This window comes from Providencia sp. PROV255 (genome assembly GCF_028478065.1).
In the GTDB taxonomy this organism is placed as follows: domain Bacteria; phylum Pseudomonadota; class Gammaproteobacteria; order Enterobacterales; family Enterobacteriaceae; genus Providencia; species Providencia rettgeri.
The window spans coordinates 1-19,526 of record NZ_JAMPMI010000018.1 but is presented as its reverse complement, the minus strand read 5'-3'; the positions used below and the strand labels follow the sequence as shown (position 1 = coordinate 19,526).

At 39.5% G+C, this 19,526-nt stretch carries 14 protein-coding genes; 1 reads left to right on the top strand and 13 read right to left on the bottom strand.

From position 1 onward, the window contains the following. Positions 1-35 precede the first annotated feature (35 nt). The 7 genes from PR725_RS16025 to cmoM all read right to left on the bottom strand — a co-directional run bounded on the left by PR725_RS16025 (position 36) and on the right by cmoM (position 11,068). On the bottom strand, positions 36-683 hold the full coding sequence (locus PR725_RS16025) for an MBL fold metallo-hydrolase (protein WP_164528978.1): 648 nt from the start codon (positions 681-683) through the stop codon (positions 36-38). 39 nt (positions 684-722) lie between these two features. Further along, positions 723-1,271 (bottom strand): YcbK family protein, encoded by a 549-nt coding sequence (locus PR725_RS16020; protein WP_004256173.1) that lies wholly within the window; start codon positions 1,269-1,271, stop codon positions 723-725. A gap of 381 nt (positions 1,272-1,652) precedes the next feature. Continuing rightward, positions 1,653-3,395, bottom strand: a complete 1,743-nt coding sequence (gene ldtD, locus PR725_RS16015; protein ID WP_123382107.1) for a L,D-transpeptidase — start codon at positions 3,393-3,395, stop codon at positions 1,653-1,655. A gap of 414 nt (positions 3,396-3,809) precedes the next feature. Continuing rightward, a complete protein-coding gene (gene mukB, locus PR725_RS16010; RefSeq protein WP_272569767.1) occupies positions 3,810-8,252 on the bottom strand; it encodes a chromosome partition protein MukB in 4,443 nt (1,480 codons plus the stop codon). Beyond that, positions 8,252-8,977, bottom strand: a complete 726-nt coding sequence (gene mukE, locus PR725_RS16005) for a chromosome partition protein MukE (protein WP_004909591.1) — start codon at positions 8,975-8,977, stop codon at positions 8,252-8,254. Before mukE ends, mukB begins: the two co-directional genes overlap by 1 nt. Next, the gene (gene mukF, locus PR725_RS16000; RefSeq protein WP_109911049.1) at positions 8,958-10,283 is read right to left on the bottom strand and encodes a chromosome partition protein MukF; all 1,326 of its coding nucleotides are present in this window, start codon (positions 10,281-10,283) and stop codon (positions 8,958-8,960) included. The genes mukE and mukF overlap by 20 nt, the downstream gene beginning before the upstream one ends. Next, positions 10,280-11,068: a tRNA uridine 5-oxyacetic acid(34) methyltransferase CmoM gene (cmoM, locus tag PR725_RS15995; RefSeq protein ID WP_004909582.1), complete on the bottom strand. Its 789-nt coding sequence runs from the start codon at positions 11,066-11,068 to the stop codon at positions 10,280-10,282. Before cmoM ends, mukF begins: the two co-directional genes overlap by 4 nt. Before the next feature lie 355 nt (positions 11,069-11,423). Between cmoM and elyC the strand changes: the two genes are divergently transcribed. Then, positions 11,424-12,251 carry an envelope biogenesis factor ElyC gene (gene elyC / locus PR725_RS15990; protein WP_117162081.1) on the top strand — a complete coding sequence of 276 codons (828 nt, stop codon included), beginning with the start codon at positions 11,424-11,426 and terminating at the stop codon, positions 12,249-12,251. Between the two features lie 87 nt (positions 12,252-12,338). Here the strand turns inward: elyC and kdsB are convergent, their stop codons facing one another. The 6 genes from kdsB to PR725_RS15960 form a co-directional block, all read right to left on the bottom strand. Then, positions 12,339-13,085 carry a 3-deoxy-manno-octulosonate cytidylyltransferase gene (kdsB, locus tag PR725_RS15985; protein WP_117162082.1) on the bottom strand — a complete coding sequence of 249 codons (747 nt, stop codon included), beginning with the start codon at positions 13,083-13,085 and terminating at the stop codon, positions 12,339-12,341. A 5-nt stretch (positions 13,086-13,090) separates the two neighbouring features. Beyond that, positions 13,091-13,270: a Trm112 family protein gene (locus PR725_RS15980; RefSeq protein ID WP_004256203.1), complete on the bottom strand. Its 180-nt coding sequence runs from the start codon at positions 13,268-13,270 to the stop codon at positions 13,091-13,093. A gap of 137 nt (positions 13,271-13,407) precedes the next feature. Beyond that, positions 13,408-13,623, bottom strand: coding sequence for a cold-shock protein (locus tag PR725_RS15975; protein ID WP_004909576.1), 216 nt, complete (start codon positions 13,621-13,623; stop codon positions 13,408-13,410). A 402-nt stretch (positions 13,624-14,025) separates the two neighbouring features. Further along, positions 14,026-15,024: a tetraacyldisaccharide 4'-kinase gene (gene lpxK / locus PR725_RS15970; protein WP_004909572.1), complete on the bottom strand. Its 999-nt coding sequence runs from the start codon at positions 15,022-15,024 to the stop codon at positions 14,026-14,028. Then, entirely contained in the window at positions 15,021-16,766 is a 1,746-nt protein-coding gene (gene msbA / locus PR725_RS15965) for a lipid A ABC transporter ATP-binding protein/permease MsbA (RefSeq protein WP_109911047.1), read from the bottom strand. The genes lpxK and msbA overlap by 4 nt, the downstream gene beginning before the upstream one ends. A gap of 36 nt (positions 16,767-16,802) precedes the next feature. Continuing rightward, complete coding sequence (locus PR725_RS15960; RefSeq protein ID WP_231136874.1) at positions 16,803-19,205, bottom strand: DNA internalization-related competence protein ComEC/Rec2; 2,403 nt, start codon at positions 19,203-19,205, stop codon at positions 16,803-16,805. Positions 19,206-19,526 lie beyond the last annotated feature (321 nt).

Genomic DNA, 19,526 nt, shown 5'->3' with positions numbered 1-19,526 from the left:
ATGAGGCATCAATGGATAATATAAATAGTTTTTAATTACCAAACTGGTTGTTCATCTTGCAAGAAAGGGTTTGTTTTTCGTTCAAAACCGAGATTAGACATCGGCCCGTGACCTGGTATAAATTGAAAATCATCACCAAGAGGTAATACTTTATTTTTAATAGAGGAGATTAAGTCTTGGTGGTTACCGCGAGGAAAATCACTTCGCCCGACTCCCCCTTTAAACAATACATCACCCATTGAAATTAATTTATCAGCGTGATTCACAAAAATAATATGACCAGGGGTATGACCGGGACAATGCAACACATCAAATGTGATATTGCCACAAGTTACTTTATCCCCTTCTTCTAACCAGTAATCTGGCGTAAAATCAGGGCATTCGCCAATGTAAAACATCGCATTTTGCTCTGCGAGGTTTTCAATCCAAAAAGCGTCTTCTTTTTGTGGGCCATAAATAGGCACTGAAAAGTGCTTAGAGAGGATAGCTGATGCACCGATATGATCAGAATGGCCATGAGTTAACAGAATTTTAGTTAACTTCAACCCAAGGTTTTCAATAGTAGAAATTAATTTTTCCGCTTCTCCTCCGGGATCAACAACAACTGCATCTAACGTATTTTCATCCCAAATAACTTGGCAGTTTTGCATAAACGGTGTTACTGGGATAATAGTATATTTCATCGAGCAATTACTCCGTAATCTATGTCACCTATGCACAGATTACCACGTTCTTGCTGGTCCTGTATCGATATGTATAAAATTGCTTCGAGGATAATAACCAACGCCACCCGCTTTCATTTTCAATGCGGCTTTACGGATATTGCTCAACTGTAAACCTTCAATATGGAAATCCATTGCCTGCCCGCGTGTGTGGTAGCTTTTTTTCGCCACACCAGAGCTTTTACTGCGTAATTTATTATTAGTCTCTAGAGAACGATAACCAGAAATAAGCTGCACAGGTTTATTTGTTCCCATCATCATTTGTAATAAATAGATTTGATCAAACAGTTTGGGGTCGATGGTTTTCACTTTGTCACAACGATAGTCACGGAAAAAATGATTTAAACGTGCTAGTTCAGACTTATTGTAGCGGCGCCCATCAAAAAATTCAGTTTTTAACGATTCGCCTGTATTAATATTTTGAAAACGTAAAATACGTGGTCGAGGGGTCGTCATTGCAGCAAATACATGGCTTGGTAATAAACTAAGGCCAATCGTTGCGGCCCCAATACCTAACCATTTTCTGCGGGATTGATCAATTATATCCATAGGTGATAGCTCAGACTCTAATAAATTCAGTATTAATCGATAAAATTTTGGCAACCTATTGAGTCTAGCAAATCATGCCTAGCTTTAATGTATAATAATGTAAAGATATGCATACTTCACAGAAATTTTATTGCAATTTTCGTCAAAAAGAGAGTTTTGTCACTCAAACCGCTCGAAACATGCAATTTAAAACACAAATTATGCTGCCTTTTTCAAAGGTGAATAAAATGGTAATGGCTGAATAGCCATAAAACAATAGAATAAACAGGATAAAAACGGATTTTAGTGGAATTTTGCTGAATGGAAATGTACGGCAAAGAATATTCAGACAGCTAATTTAAAATATCTAAGGGGAGAAAAACTCCCCTTTTAAATAAACAATTAGTGTAAAATCTTTTTCAATATTGGCAAATATTTATCTGCATTATTAATAGAATTATCATACTGATAAATATCGGCTCGATATTGTGGTTGCTGGTCTTTATCTACCCAAGCAGTTTGATAGTACAGAAAAACTGGGATCCTATCGGGTATATTCACATACCGTGTTGCGCCTTCTTTCAATGCACCATCAATTCGTTTTTGTTCCCAACCAGCATCACCTAACAAAATACTGGCTAATTCGCTTGCTTTATTCACTCGCACACATCCAGAGCTTATTGCACGTGCATTACGATTAAATAAACTATGGTTTGGTGTATCGTGTAAATAAATCGCATCTGAACTCGGCATATTAAACTTGTAGCGCCCTAATGAATTGGTAGGGCCAGGGGCTTGTCGAATGCGATATGGGAAATTCGCTGGGGTGATATTTTCCCAATCTATCGCATAAGGATCAATTTCGTACGAATCGGAGCCCCAACCTGAATACACTGTATACCCTTTACGGCTAAAATAACTTGGATCTTGCTTTCCTTTTGGTGCGATATCTTTACGAGCCATACTGGTTGGCACGCTCCAAGGCGGATTAATAACCACGTTATTTAGTGCACTACTCATGATCGGTGTTTTGCGATCAGCACGACCAACAATCACTTTTGAATCTAAAATCACTTCATCATTTAAATAGAAATCTAAAGAATAGCCAGGAATATTGACTAAAATTCCGGTACCACTACTTGCAGGAATAATACGCAAGCGCTGAATATTAAGTGCCATTAAACCCGCTTTCTGCTTAGGCTGCATATTTAGCCAAACACGCGTACCTTTTCCAACCACACCATCTGCTTCTAAACCATATTGTAATTGGAATTTTTTTACAGCCTCGACGAGTTCTTGGTCATAGACTTTCGACACAGCGCTCGCTGGTGTTTCTGATGATTCGACTGTTTGTTCAACCGCCTGTTCTGCGACTTGAGCCATTGTCTCAGGAGGTTCAATTTCTTCGGTTACACTTCCACCTTCAAGTAACCCTTCACGTTGTAAGATTTGACGTAACATAACCACATCATCGCTAGACTGCCCTGGCTTTAATGTTTTCGTTCCCACAATTTCCAAATTATCTTCAGGCATCGCCAATAATTTCAACATTTCCTTGCGCATTGGCACATACATTGGATGATTTGGCGCCTGTGATTTTATCCAACTACTTAGGTTATTAGACTCAACTGCATCTAGCCATGGTTTCATTTGAGCCGTCGTGGGCGCAATAATTTTATATGGCCGATTCGTGTATAACCAATACTGCCCACTCGCTTCTATCGAAGATAAATACTGTAAATAGCCAAGCATGGCATCAGACAAAATAGCGTCACGGCCCAACTCATTTAATTGGTTATTTTCCAATATCGCCAACCATTCCCCGAATTGCGGCTGAACGCCAGCAAGAGATAATTCTGCCAATTGCTGTTGAAATTGGCTAATTGCTGTTTCATCTTGCCACAATAGCTGCATTTGCCTTTCAGCATATAGTTTTGCTAATTGCGTAGAAAAAATGGGTTTCACATCCGTAGGAAGCGACTGTGTTATTTTGGCTAAACTTTCTGTTGGTGTAACTGAAGCTATCGTTTGAACTTCAGAAACACTTTGCTGCGTATTTTCTTCGTTTGAAAATGCAGGAAATTGTAACGCCATCAACCCGCATATTACTGAGACTTGCAGAGCTCGCACTCTTCTCTTCGCCATACATCCACCTTAATTTACTACATGGATAACAATATTTTTATTATAATTACAATTTTATTGTATTTGATTTTAGCAGTAATGTTATAGGAATAGACTAATTTTCCTTTTTTCAGATTATATGCAGTTACGTTAACAATTAGTGAGAAAAAGAATTATTTTCATCATAGATAAATTCAAACATTTATTGGTGCCTTAAACATAGATGAAATTTATTTTAATTAAAAGCTTTAACTAATGCTTTCTTTGCCACTTAATTCCATATATAAAAAGTGGTTTTTATCATGAGGAAAATATGTTTTCGGGTTTTATTCAAATTAATGAGTAATTTTGTAAAATCGCTTTTATACTATTTCTTAAATATAAAAGCCGGTATTTAGTAATAAATACCGGCTTTTATTTCATTTATAAAAACTATTATTGCAATGAGGGTGCTTGTACATTCGGGTTTTCTTGCCCGAATCCCTTTAGGCCAACAACATGCACATGCTCATGTGTGCCAATCACTTTACGAACTAATTTATACGTCGTGCCTTTCTCTGGGCTAATATTTTCTGGTGCGGCAATAATCAATTGCATTTCAAGCCTATCGCACAGCTCAAATAACGTCGCAATAGATTTAGCATCTAATCGCGCAGCTTCATCTAAGAATAATAAACGACAAGGAATAATATCTTTCGCACGTAAACGACGAGACTCTTCTTCCCAGCTCTGTACGACCATCACTAAGATCGACATCCCAGTACCAATCGCTTCACCCGTTGATAACGCACCACTTTCCGCTTTTAGCCAGCCATCTGAACCTCTGTTCACCTCGACGTCTAACTCTAAGTAATTACGGTAATCAAGTAGTTCTTCACCTATCGTTTGTGGCAACCGCTGCCCAACATCCACTTGTGGGTTAAGGCGTTGATACAATTTCGCCATCGCTTCAGAGAATGTTAACCGTTGGCTGGTGAATAAGTCTTGATGCATTTCACTTTCTTCAGAAAGCACACTAAGTAACAATGCATGGCTTTCACGAATATTCACATTGAGGCGAACCCCTTTAACCTGGCCAAACGCCACCGCTTGCAGCCCTTGGTTTAGCATACGAATACGATTCTGCTCGCGCTGAATGGTTTTGCGAATAATATTCGCCACACTTTTTGAACTGATCGCCAATTTTTGCTCACGCGCTGTTAGCTCTTCTGTTAAACGCGCCAGTTCAATCTCCATTTGCTCGATTGCATCAATCGGGTCATCTGTACGAATAATATCTTGGCGAATACGTTCACGTAGGTGTTGGTATACCGCGATAAAGAATTTTATCTTCCGATCTGGGTGTTTTGGATCTTCAGATAAACGCAATACATCGCGTAAATGTTCGTTATCCGCAACCGCTAAACGCAGCGCACCCAAGGCTTTATCCGACATCGAACGTAAGCTATCACCGTCAGTATAGGCCAGCTCACGGCGATGTAGACGACGCTCAACGCCATTGTCTTTCACCAAGCGCATGACCGCACACCAACCTGCTTTTGCCGTCACTACCTGCTCACGCAGCATATAGTAGTCTTTTTCTAACTTACGAAGACGCTTCTGTAAGTTATCCATTTCAGCTTCACATAATGTCAGCTGTTTTTCTAACTGGTTAATACGACTACGATTTTCCATGACCCGCTGGTGCAATTCATCGCGTCGAATGCGAGCACGTTCTTGAGCATCAGGATCTGCTTTTACGCCAATCTCTTGCATTTCAACTTCGAGTTCTTTCAACATCTCTTGTTTGGTATCGAAAGAACTGCGTAACGAAGCAAGGACTTGATGGAACTGTGCACTTTGTGCTTGGTGCTGACGCAATTGTTCACGAGCACGTGTACGTTCAGTTTCTGCCTGCTCTAAACGTTGGCGTAGTTTTTCATTCAAGTCCGCATTTTCATTCACCATCCCCGTTGAATCACTGTAACTAAAGTGAGCACGGCGCTGAACGACTTCGACTAATGCAAAAGCTTGTTGTTTAGCATTTTGTTGGCTGTGTTTTGCTGCCTCATAATCTTTACGTAATTGCTCATGTTGTTCAGGGTCACTGAGCAACACGGTCACAATCGGTTCTAATTTTTCTAACGCATGACCATGCTTATTCAGAAAATGCGCTGCTTCTTCCGCTTCCGTTAGCTCTTCGCTTATCTCTTCGACTCTGTCCACCAATGTTTCATCGAGTAATAACCCCATCTGAGGTAATAAGCGATTAAGAGCCGCAAGGCTTTCTTTGCCTTGTGCAAATTGTTGACGTTGTTGCTGAGTTTGCTCTTCAAACTGTACCAAAGCACGTTCAATTTCCGAACGTTTCTGATTAAGCGTACGAATTTCAGCTTCAGGATCATCTTCAAAGGCCACCGAAATATGTTGACCAATAAACCGACTGAATGCTTGGTGTGAACGCTGAATTTTCTGTACGTCAAATGACAGGTTCGCGTAACGCTCAGCCAGCTCATCACGCTCAGCAGTTAATGACTCTAAATGACTTTCACGAGCAGCACGACCAAACAAAGGCAATTCAGGATAACGAGAGTAACGCCATTGACGCTCAGACGAACGGACTAATACCGCACTTTCAAATTCTTGTGCATCAAAAACGCTGTCATCGAACGATTGAGGATCCCCTTCGATAAAATAAACATCATCAGGGCAATCTTGTAATGTTTCGAGCTGGCTACGGACCACAGATAAGTCTTGAACCACAATACCATGACGAGCAGGGCCATATAATGCAGAAAAATAAGCCGCATCTTCAATGGTAATATCATCATAAATTTCAGATAACAAAACACCATTAAAGCGCTCTGCCAACGCTAACATGCGGCCATCTTCCGCACCGCTTGGCTGGCTTAGCCGCTCAATTTGCTTTTCGAGATCTTTACGTTGCGCAGCAACTTCATCTCGTTCAACCGTTATTTCCCTTTCTTGTTCGAGGAGTTGCTGCATAAATTCAGTCACTGCAGTACTTGACTCAAACGTTTCATGAGATTGCTCATTAAGCTGTGTTAGTGCTTCTTGAGCCATAATCCATGCGGGAGCTTTAGATGAAAGTTGGCTAATACGCAGGCGAATTTGTTCCAATTCTTGGCGCATTTGCATCCGCCTTTCGCCACTCTCATTCACACCAACACTAAGTTCCTCTTGTTGTGCTTCCATTTCAGCCATTAATGCGTCAAGCTCATCTGGCTCATAGCTTTGCCCATGACGTTTACAAAATTCCGCCAACATACGTTCTGCATTTTGCTGGCTATTCAAACGCTGTTGTAATTCAGAGAGTTGCATACGTAACGGTTGCACTCGCTCCGCTAAATGCTGTTGAGATGACCAATCACGTAATAATGTACGCGCTTGTTGGTATGCATCACTGCGGCTAACTTCCCCTATCATATTTTTAACTAATTGATAGGCTTGTTCAAATTGGCTATGAGCAGCATCCGCTACACTTATTTTTTGCTCAAGCGCTAATAACGCTTGAGTTGCTTGTTGCTCACGCGCTTCGAAGGTATCTAACCATTCATCTGCATTATCAATGGATAATTCAGGAAGTTGACACAATTCACGAGCACGCGTTAAAGCATGCAACGCTTGTTGGTACTGAATAGCGCGTGTTTGTTGTACATCCAAAGCTTGTTGGTAATCGGCGAGTTGATTTTTTAGTTCATCAACTTCAATTTCAGCGGCTTCAGCTCGTGCCTCATACTCTTCTTGAGTTTCAGTCGCTTCAGCAACGACTTCACTTTGTTCTTCAAGACGATAAGTCAGTTCTTCGATGTCTGCTTGATAGCGATCGATTTTTTCTTGTTGACGCAGCGCGGCTTGCACTAAATTTAAATGGTCACTGGCTGCTTGGTAGTCCGCTTCTAATTCTGTAGAAGCCCCATTCTGCTCATTCAACTCACGCGCCATTTCGACACTGCGGACTTGTTCAATTCGCAATTGTTTACGGCTGGCTAATAGCTCATTGCGCGCAGCTAGTGCTGCATCAAGGTGAATGCGTCTTTCATTGGAATGGCGCATATAATCCGCAGAAACATAATCAGTCGCCTGGCTAATTAAATGTTTGAATAAGTCGCGGTCTGATTGAGTGACACGAATGGCTTCTAATGTTAAACGGTTTTCACGCAAAGCTGCTTCCATATCTTGGAATGCTTTACGTACCCCACTGTTTTCTGGCAATAAATAATCACGTAATGAGCGGGTGATTGCGCTAGAAATACCGCCATATAGTGACGCTTCAATCAGTCGATAATATTTGCTTCGATCACTCGCGGAACGTAAACGTTTAGGTAAAACCCCTAATTCAAACAGGGTCGAATGGTAATCGGTAATTGAGCTAAACTGCTTAAATAAAACGCCTTCCTGTTCCTCAAGACGTTCTTTTAGTTCATTGAGTGGAATGACTTTGGCTTGTCGCCCATCGATAACTTCCGTCAATATTTCCGTTGGAACTGTCGCCAATGGAATGCCTTGTACCATAAATGGCTTAATATCAACTTTCTTATCGCGCCCAGCGACTTGCTGTAAACGCACACCCACCATGACACGCTGATGCTTCGAGTTTAATACATCCAAAATAGCGTAGCAGACACCTGGGCGTAATTTCCCGTGTAAGCCTTTATCCCGCGAACCAGATGTCGCACCGGCTTCCGTTGTGTTACGGAAGTGAAGTAAGGTTAAATCGGGGATCATTGCGGTAATAAACGCCGCCATTGTGGTTGATTTACCCGCACCATTACCACCCGATAACGTGGTCACTAATTCATCAAGGTCAAAGGTTCGGGCAAAAAAACCGTTCCAATTCACCAGCGTCAGTGAGCGAAATTTTCCGCGTTCAATCATTATTCTTCATCCTCATCACTTTCTGCCGGTTCTTGACTCTCTTCGCCATCCTCTTCATCACCATCTTTTAGTGATAATTCACCGTCAAGAGAGATAGCTTCACCATCACGGATCATCCTTAACTGTGCATCTTGTGGGTTATCACCACTGCGTACATCGGCACCAAAACGAAATACAGATTCGCTAATAATAAATTTACTTGAATCATTTTGCAGAAAATGCACCATTCCCAAACGGCGTAAGCGATTGAGTGATGTTCTTAATTTTTCCTGCAATTTTTGTTTATCTAGGTCAGAACCTGTCGAACGTTGATTAACAAATTTAAGTAATTTGCTTTCATCCGCTAATGATAACAATTCTTCAAATAACTCTTGTGAGGTAAAAATACCTTGGTTACTCAAGCGTTCAGGGCTGAGATAGAGATAACAAAGAATTTTTCCAACCATCATATCTAATTCAGATAACACGGAGCGAGGTATTAAGGTTGTTGAGCGCGGACGTAAATAAAAGAAACCTTCAGGGGCGCGAATTAGCTCTACGTTATACCGTGCATAAAATTGTTCTAATGCTTCCTGAAAATCCATTAAAAATGCGTGGTTATCAAGGTCATCAACACTAATATGGCGACCTGAACGCAATTGGCTGTCTAGCTCTGGAAAAATCGGGTTAGCTAATGCTTGAGCCAGCTTAACTGGCATAAATTGTTCAATATTTGTCGATGACATGTGCCTGTACCTTGGCTCCGTGATCATTAATAGCTTGCCATTCTGCCGGTAATCCCGCCAAATCAGCCTCTGCGATACCTAATTTAACAGCTTGGTCGATAATAATTCGAGCAACATCAAAATGACGTTTTTGTGGGTATTGCAGTAAGTAGTCATGCAACACACGGCCCACATCGAGTGGCCGCTGCTCTGTTTTATAAATGGCTAACTCAATTTCCATTAGCTCTGCAAGCTTGTCATTTAATTCACTAAACTCTTCAAATTCAAGCTCTGGGGGTAATTCACCCATGACTTCTTCATCATGCAACGCAAGCTCTTCATCACGCATATCGAATAATCGATCCGCATTGGCGTAAGTGAGTGCCCAAGGGCTATCAAGGTAATGCTGAACAGATTGACGTAACCGCTGAGAAAAAATTCTATTTTTGTCCATATCGATGGCCGTACGGATAAACTTATGAACATGACGATCATAACCAATCCATAAATCGATAGATTGTTGACCCCAGCTAACGATACGATCTAATTTATTTTGCAGGTCAAAAACCAGCCTATCCACTAAATCCGAGAACGCTGGCGCATTCATATTGGCTTCTTGAATACGTAATAAATTCGCTTGCAGTTTATCCCCTGCAGCTTCCAATGTGTCTTGCAACTCACGCAATGTACCTGATGTTTCTGAGAGTAATTGCTCACAGTTAGCGATAGCTGCCTGCCAGTCTTGATTTAATAATGCCGCAATATCTTCTTTTACTGAATTTTGTTGTTCATCCATAATGCGTTGCGATAAATCAATACTGTCAAAAATTTCAGCAACTGAATATTTTAGTGGAGCAAACACATAACGATGCCAATAAAATTCATCGCCCCCTTCCTCAGCAGCCTCAGCGGCACGTTGTAGTTCTCCAGCAACAATAGAAAGCTGCATGGAAAGTCTTAATGTTGAGAACTCTCGCTGACGAATATAATAATCGCTGATACCAATCCCCAAAGGGGTTAGGCGGTAAATTGCATTACCTTCAACAATGTCACTAGCAAAACGGTTAAATATCTTCTGGCGAACCATATCATTGATAGCATTATTGGCTCTTACCGCCAAAGATTCAGTCGTCTGTTCAAACCCTTTGCAAACCTCACGAAAGGCATCAATCAGCTCCCCTTCACTCATTTCACCATTGACTCTTTCACTGTTTAATACCGCTACCGCGAGCAAAAATGCTAAACGTTCAGCGGGAAGTGAAATCGAAAAATCATTTTTTCGTGCCCAAGACACAAGTTCAGGGACGGTCTGGGAAAAATCACTCATAAATCGTCCTTTTGTATTTGTTTGCGTGCCATGACATGAATATAACGCCCCATGCTAATATAGGGTTCTTCACGGCAATACTGCTGTTCTAATGCCAACAATGCCGGAAAATCTTTCTGCTGTAACTGCCGACTTTGTAAATAGTCATGGAATACCCTGACACCACTTTTACCGATAATTTGCATATTACACTCACCCAACCAAGCATCAACTTGATGAGGAAAAAGCGGTTTTTGTGGTGATAACGAGCGTTTACGACGACGTTGAATATGTGGCGTTGCAAGATGAAAATTTCCCAAAATTGCGTTACGCATCACCAAGCCATTTGCATTATAGAACATGACAGAAAATACGCCTTCAGGTCTAATTATATCTACCAGTTGTTCAATTGCATATTTTTGATCGCTAATCCATTCAAGTACTGCATGAAATAAAACAAGGTCAACCGGTTCATCAATATACTGAGCTATGTCTTGCGCTGCACAATGAATAAAACGCATGTTATCGCTTATGCCTTGTTCCTTGGCGAGTTCACCGGCGCGCTCCAACATCTCTTCGGATAAATCGCAAAGTATCACTTGATGTCCCATTTCGGCTAGTTTGCGTGAAAAATGCCCTTCTCCCCCGCCTGCATCAAGTATTTTTAGGGTTTTCCCTTCAAATTGGCTGCACAATAATTGAGTTAAATCTTGCCAAACTACCGCTTCTCGTATTTTTCCTTTTGTCGTTCCGTAGATATTTTTTGCAAATTTATCGACAATATCATCAAAGTTGCGGTCTGCCATGTGCTATCCGGTTGCCTATCATCTATTATTTAAAGCGGTTTATGCGCCAATTTGTCGCGAAAAAACGTAAAATGGTTGATTACACCCTGATACTGGGAAAATTAATGCTAACCAGAAATATTCTCACATTGTATTGCACTTATCACATACAATGCGAAGCGACAGTTAAAGCAGGAATTATAACAGATAATCGCTATATTTTTGCATAGTACTTTATTGTACTCAGCAAATTTCAATTTAGTGCTATTAAACACTAATTTGTTATTTTTACGCCAATTTAGCTGCTTTATTGCGTTTTTTTTCTGTAAACACCACCACAACGATTGTTCGATAACCCTTAAGAATAGGCTTAGTTATGTTATTTCTCTTAAAAAAATATATTGGTTCGCTATTGATGCCATTACCATTATTGCTCATCGTCGGGTTTATCGGGTTACTTTTGCTTTGGTTCACGCGCTGGCAACGTTGTGGGAAAGCATTTGCTACCCTAAGTTTAGTTTTAATAACCCTATTAGGGTTACAGCCTATTTCAGATACTTTGCTTGCTCCTGCAGAAAAGCAATTTAATAAACGCTATGAACTTATCACTGAAACTCCACCTCAAGAGGTACGTTACATTGTTGTACTCGGAGGCGGTTTTACATATAACCCTGATTGGAGTCCAAGTTCTAACCTATTGAATAATAGCTTACCTAGAGTGACTGAAGGCGTCCGCCTTTATCTTAACCACCCCGGCAGTAAACTCATTTTCACTGGTGGTAAAGCAAGTAGCCCTATCAGCAGTGCCGAAGTTGCCGCACAAGTCGCTCAATCCTTGGGGGTTCCTGCACAGGATACGATCCCACTCACTGAACCCAAAGATACACAAGAAGAAGCTTATGAAGTTGAAAAAATTATTGGGAAATCGCCTTTTTTATTAGTAACTTCTGCTAACCATTTACCTCGAGCGATGACTATGTTTACTCAACGGGGAATGAACCCTTTCCCAGCCCCTGCAAATCAGTTAGTTATCACGAGTGAAATCAATCCATGGGAGAAATATATCCCTTCCTCGTATTACTTCGGTCACAGTGAACGTGCTTGGTATGAATTTCTTGGTACGCTTTGGTGGCATTTAAAACCCAATAATACACAAACGTTAGAAGAGCAACTTGCCACGCCTGAAGTTGTTACCGCTGAATAGTAACAAAAAAGGTGTAATCTATTGAGATTACACCTTTCATTTAGCTAAATCGCATATTGGCCATTCCCGCTATCAGGAAAATGCTGACTACGGAATAAATTGCTTTCTAACTAGTTCAAGATCTTCAGGGGTATCAACACCAGCGCCTGGCGTAGTTTTCGCAACATCCACATGAATTTTCTCTCCATACCAAAGCACCCTAAGTTGCTCTAACATTTCGATTTTTTCTAATGGACTTGCTTCCCACTTAATATAACGGCGAATAAACCCTGCACGATAGGCGTATATACCAATATGACGTAAAAAGGTATCACCTATCGTGTCTTGGCTTTTCGCAAAGTTGTCTCTATCCCAAGGAATGGTTGCCCGAGAAAAATACAATGCATAACCTTCGTGATCAATAACAACCTTCACAGCATTTGGGTTAAATGCTTCATGGGCATCATAAATAGGCACAGCTAGTGTCCCCATTTCAGCTTTGCTCCCCCGAAGGTTATGAGCAACTTGGCTAATAATCTCAGGTGGAATTAAAGGTTCATCACCTTGTACATTCACGATGATTTCATTGTCAGAGAAAGCGTAAGTATCAATAACTTCAGCCAATCTTTCAGTTCCAGATTGATGATCTGGATCCGTCATACAAGCTTCACCACCTGCTTCAATCACCGCTTTAGCAACATCAGAGTGATCTGTCGCAACTATCACTCGACTCGCCCCCGATTTAATAGCTTGCTCCATCACTCGAACAACCATCGGTTTGCCATGGATATCGGCCAAAGGTTTACCAGGTAGACGTGTTGACGCATAACGAGCAGGAATAATAACCGTAAACATGATGATTACTGGCCTTCATCTAATGAAACAGGGCGCGCTTCATTTTCTAGCAATACAGGAATGCCATCACGAATGGGATAGGCTAGATGATCAAACTTACAGATAAGTTCAAGGTTTTCTTTGTTATAACTCAATTTGCCGTGGCATACAGGACAGGCAACGATTTCAAGTAAACGGTGATCCATGTTTTCTCCCGAATGGATTTTAACTCACTTGGAGTCAGGATATCACATGCAGATATCACCGTTAACTTTAATCTTCCTGAATAAGATCTCCTGCAGGAGATGAGAGGATAAGCAGGAGAAATTGTTCTGTTTATTATTTAATAAGCAATAACGTCAGCTGCCGTTACGCCATCCGAATTACGAGTAACAGAGAACTCAACGTTTTGACCTTCGAATAATGATTTGATTTTTTTATTAGCAATTGACTTTGTTGTCACAAACACATCATCACCACCATTGAATGGGGAAATAAAACCATAACCTTCTTTTGCGTCAAACCATTTAACTCGACCCATATGTAATTGAAAATTCATATTAAAACTCCTTTTGTTCTGAGAACAATATTTTTTTTATCTTTGTATCATTACTCTTTCTTGCTTCCCATTTATAAATTGCCGATCTATTAATACATCAAAGAGTAATTAAACTTTACCAATTCATGCGCACAAATCATTGTGCATATTTTATAACGCTCATATATGTAGATTTCAGACACCGCAAATCTACTGCGAAGTTAACAGTCTATTTTGACATTATGATGACAAAACGCAGTGACAACGACTTTACAGTGTAGATTGTGCGAGGATATGAAGACTAACTAAAGAACGGAGCGTGAAATTTAAGCTAGTATAAAATCCAATTATCAATGTATTGCATCTAGATACATAATAAGTGGATCTATATCACATTGGCGATATTATTATCACAGAGAAACGTTATAGACAAGTTTTTTTGTTATTTGTGATAAGTTTTTTTATTCCGCTTAAGATTTTTTCAGCATCAGTTGTCTGTAATTGTGCTTGGACTGGCAGGAACCACCAATTCGGCTGAGCAAAAGCACGGCATTTCACCGCATCCTTTTCAGTCATTAATAAGTTTTGTTCATTTTTAACTAACCGTGAAAGCTGTTTTAATTCATATGACTGGTGGTCAGCAAAAGCATGAGTGTTAATGACGTCTACCCCTTTGTTTTCTAATGAGGTAAAAAAACGAGGTGGATGACCAATGCCTGCCATTGCGATAACCGCAGGTAATTGTGTAACCGCTCGTTTTTCCCCACTAACAAGGTTACAAGCAACATCACCTTCAAGGGCCATTAAGGCTTCATTTTCTTGAGCTTCACCGCCGTTAACAACAACAGCATTAACACTTTTCAAACGCCCAGCCCTTTCGCGCATAGGCCCTGCAGGTAACCACCAACCATTACCAAACCGACGTTGACCATCAATAACGACAATTTCGTAGTCACGTTGCAAAGCATAATGTTGCAACCCATCATCAGTAATAATCACATCTAATGGAAATTTCTCTAATAAGGCTTTAACTGCATCACTACGCTTGGGGGCAACCGCTACAGGAGATTTAGTACGATGAAAAATTAATACGGGCTCATCTCCTGCAACTTCAGTTGTCGTTGTTTCATCGAGTATCAGCGGGTACTTTTCAGATTTACCACCATAACCTCGAGAAACAACCCCTACACGGTAGCCTTCTTTAGTAAGTGATTCCACTAACCAGATAACAACAGGGGTTTTACCATTTCCCCCCGCTGTCAGGTTTCCAACCACTACTACTGGAATTGGGGCTTTCCATGAACGTTTTAGCCCGATTTTATAAACCATATCTCTAATTACCGTTACTAACCCATAAAGGAAAGATAACGGCAGTAATAAGAGATACAGCCATGATTTACCAGACCAAATACGTTCTATCATTGTTTAAATTGAATACTATGTAATTGTGAATATGCACCATCTTGAGCTAATAGCGATGCATGGTTACCACGTTCAATGATTCGTCCATCTTGTACAACTAATATTTCATCCGCATTTTCTATCGTCGATAACCGGTGGGCAATGACCAAAGATGTTCTATTTTTCTGTAACTCGTCGAGGGCCGCTTGAATAGCACGTTCAGACTCTGTATCTAGTGCAGACGTCGCCTCATCAAGAATAAGAATTGGAGCGTCACGTAGAAGTGCTCGAGCAATCGCTATTCTTTGACGTTGTCCGCCAGAAAGCATCACACCATTTTCGCCAATAACGGTATCTAGACCTTTTTCAAGTTTAGCAATGAAATCCATTGCATAGGCCATTTCTGCAGCTTTCTCTATTTGCTCACGGCTGTAGCTACCATCTGTTGCATAAGCAATATTATTCGCTATCGTATCGTTAAATAGATAAACATGCTGAGAAACTAACGCGACTTGGCTACGTAATGAAGACAATGTGTATTCGCGGATGTCATGGCCATCAATTTGAATAGACCCTTCATCAATGTCATAAAAACGAGTAATCAAATTTGCAATTGTGGATTTACCTGAGCCTGATCGCCCAACTAGAGCAACTGATTTTCCTGCTGGCAAAGTAAACGAAACATCGTCTAACGCAGGATGCTCTTTGGTTGCATAGGTAAAGGTGACATGCTCAAATTTAATATCACCTTTAACTTCTTTAAGTACTTTGGTTCCGTTATCTTTCTCTTGTTCAGAATCTAAGATAGCAAATAAAGTTTGGCAAGCCGCCATACCACGTTGGAATTGAGAGTTAACATTCGTTAATGATTTTAACGGACGCATCAATGCAAACATTGATGAAAATACAACAGCAATTGTACCTGAAGTTAGCTGATCACGAATTTCAGGAAAACTCGCAGCATATAGGACAAATGCTAATGCAAATGATGCAATTAACTGAACAATAGGGTCTGAAATTGCTGAAGCGGTTACCATTTTCATATTTTGGCGGCGCATATTGTTACTGACTTTATTAAAGCGCTCAGTCTCAACTTTCTGCCCACCAAAAATTAAAACTTCTTTATGGCCTTTTAACATCTGCTCCGCGCTAGCCGTCACATGCCCCATACCCGTTTGCATGTTTTTACTGATCTTACGAAAACGTTTGGAGACAATACGAATAGTGACTGATACAACAGGAGCGATCACGATTAAAATAAGGGAAAGTTGCCAGCTATAATAAAACATCATCGCAAACAACCCGATGATATAAGCACTTTCCCGGATAATTGTAATTAATGCCCCAGAAGAAGATGATGCAACTTGTTCTGAGTCATAGGTAATCCTAGATAACAGTGTTCCTGTAGATTGCTGGTCAAAAAAACTAACCGGCATTCCCATCATATGACCAAATAATTTACGGCGCATGTTCATCACGACTTTACCTGCAACCCACGAAACACAATAGGTTGAAACAAAGCTAGACCCACCACGAACAACCATTAATCCTAACACCGCGAGCGGAAGCCATTTTAAAACGTCATTATCTGCCTTATCAAAGCCTTCATCCAATAAAGGTTTTAATAAAGAAATCATAAACGCGTCACCTGCTGCGTTTATGATAAGTGCTATTGCTGCAACGATTAAACCCGCTTTAAAAGGCGCTATTATTGGCCACAAGCGACGAAAAGTTTGTTTTGTCGAAAGGTCTTTATCATTCATACTTTTAATTACCAGACTTAATGTAAGCGCACTATTCTACTCGGGAAATAGCGGTAAGCCAAACCACAGATGATACCAGCGGGGCTGAATTTCATAGCGATAACGCGAAATCTGAATTTTTTCCTTTTTAAACCATAAAGTTAACTGCCCATCTTCTGCTGTATTTAACCATTTAATGTTACTATTTTTATATCTAAAATAGACTTTTGGAGATGGAATTTTCCATGCACTATACCTTGCTGATGATACTACCACCATTGAAGGTTGAACATTTCTTAACAATAAATCTGTTGATGAAGTGCTGCTTCCATGATGTGGAGCGAAAAGAAGAGTCGAACGTAATCGATTTTTGTACATTTCAACAAGTGATTTCTCCCCTTGTTTTTCGATATCCCCTGTTAATAAAATTTTATGGTAGCCATCCGTTAATTGAATGACACAAGAATCATTGTTATGCGATATTGGCGCTAACTTTTCAGGCCATAATACTTCAAAAGTTAATATTCCCCACCGCCATTTTTGACCTTTAAAACATGGAAGGTGAGCCATATTTTTTATCTTATTAAGTTTATTATTTTTTTTCCTGTATGCCGAAGTTTTTTGTGGCCCAAAACTACTTCTTACACTTAGCCATGGATATTGCTGGATTAAATAATTAGCCCCTCCAGTGTGATCTAAATGATTATGGCTTAAAATTACTCCAATTGGGGTTATATCATGATATTTAAGGAAAGGAATAATTTGACGCTGTGCATTGCTATCCCCTTTCCATGCATTACCTGTATCATAGAGTAATGCCACATTATTTTGTTCTATCACAACTGCCAAACCGTGTCCGATATCTAATACCGTCATTCTCCAGCCTTCTTTGAATTGTTTACCACTTCCCCTTTCTAAGAAAATCAAAATAACCACACAACTAACAAGCCCGAAATAACGCTTATACCACTTAAATAAAACGACAATGATACTTAGCCAACATATTAAGAATAAATAATAGGGGACATTGATGAATTCTGACCAAAAAGTACTTAAATAAGGTAATGGTTTTAGTCCTAAGGCTATAACGCTATCTATCACATATAAAAGCGACTGCTGAACTACTTCTATTGGCACTAAAAATACGACAAAAATAGCAGGAACAACACACCAGGAAACGAGCGGGACAAACCAAAGGTTAGCCACTAAACCCATTATGTTAATACCATTAAATATGATAAGTTGCATTGGAATAAGTAATACTAGTAAGCCAATTTGTAAGTGTATTAATCCTATAATTTTTCCCTGAACACCTTTAGCTAAATGATATGGTAGTGGAAATATCGATAACCAATAAAGAATGGCTAGAACAGCGAAACTAGACAACCAAAAACTATCTGACAAAATCGCCAATGGATCAAATAATAATATTCCCGCTATACTCCAAAGAGCCCATTGCCAAACAAAATACCTTGCTGGTTTATTTTTAATATATATCCATAATAGTAAGGCAAATAATGCTCGAGTCGCAGGGATAGCAAACCCCGAGATCCACGCATAAAAAACAGCTAACCCCAAACCTATTACTGTTGGTAGTATTTCATTGATATATTTTATTGGTAAAAAATATTGAATTCCTCGAGTAATAAAAATGCCAAACAAGTAAGCTAAGCCAATATGCAAACCTGATATGGCCATTAAATGTGTTAAGCCCGTTTTCTGTAGTAAATAGGCTTGATCTGCGGCTAATAAACTTCTATCACCAAACATTAACCCATAAATAACTCCTTTATTAGACAATGGATTAATTAGTTCCATGTAGTTATAAATGATTTTTTGCCTTACAGAACACCTCATTTGTAATGGTTTTACTTTTTGGCTTTTCAAAACCCCTATAATTCTATTAGCTAAATAGTAGCGTTGTAGATTAAATCCACCTTCATTTAGTGAGCTGTGCAATGGCCTTACTTTACCATTGATTCGCCAAGATTGCCCTGCGCAAACAGATTCTTTTGTTTTCCATGTAGCATATAAAGGCGGAAAAACAATACGGTTGTTAATTTTTTCAATACGTACTTTGATTTTTTGCTCTTTGTTATTCAAAGGAGTACCAATAATAACCACATCAATATCATTATTTTGGTTAGATAGATAATTAACATGATTAATAATGTTAACTCCATGCCAATTACCCCACAGGAAAAACATAATAATTAATGCTAAAAATTTACCTAACTTACCAAATACAAAAAACATTATTATCAACGTAAAAAATAAAAAAACAAATAACAATTCACTCAACATTATAATTTTAGGTATAAATAAAAGTGGTAACGTACCAAAAATCAATGCAATAGAAGCCATTGTTATCGAAACAGGTAAACTTTTACTAAAGATTGAATTATATTTTTTGAGTCGATTGTTTAGCCATCTTATTATGTAGATGATATTTTCTATCAATTTTTGTATCCCTACATAGCATTTATTCGCTTTAGTTTATTTATTTCTATTATTTTTTTAAAGTTTCCTTCTTTTATTTTACGTAGCGCTTTCCAATATATTTTTCACCGACAAAAAAGTACATATTCGTTTGCGAGGAGCTTCGCAAAATATGGATATACCACTCAATATGGTTTTGAATTGGTTTTAATATTTTTTATAAATATAGAGAGGTGTTGGTGTTGGTGTTGGTGTTGGTGTTGGTGTTGGTGTTGGTGTTGGTGTTGGTGTTGGTGTTGGTGTTGGTGTTGGTGTTGGTGTTGGTGTTGGTGTTGGTGTTGG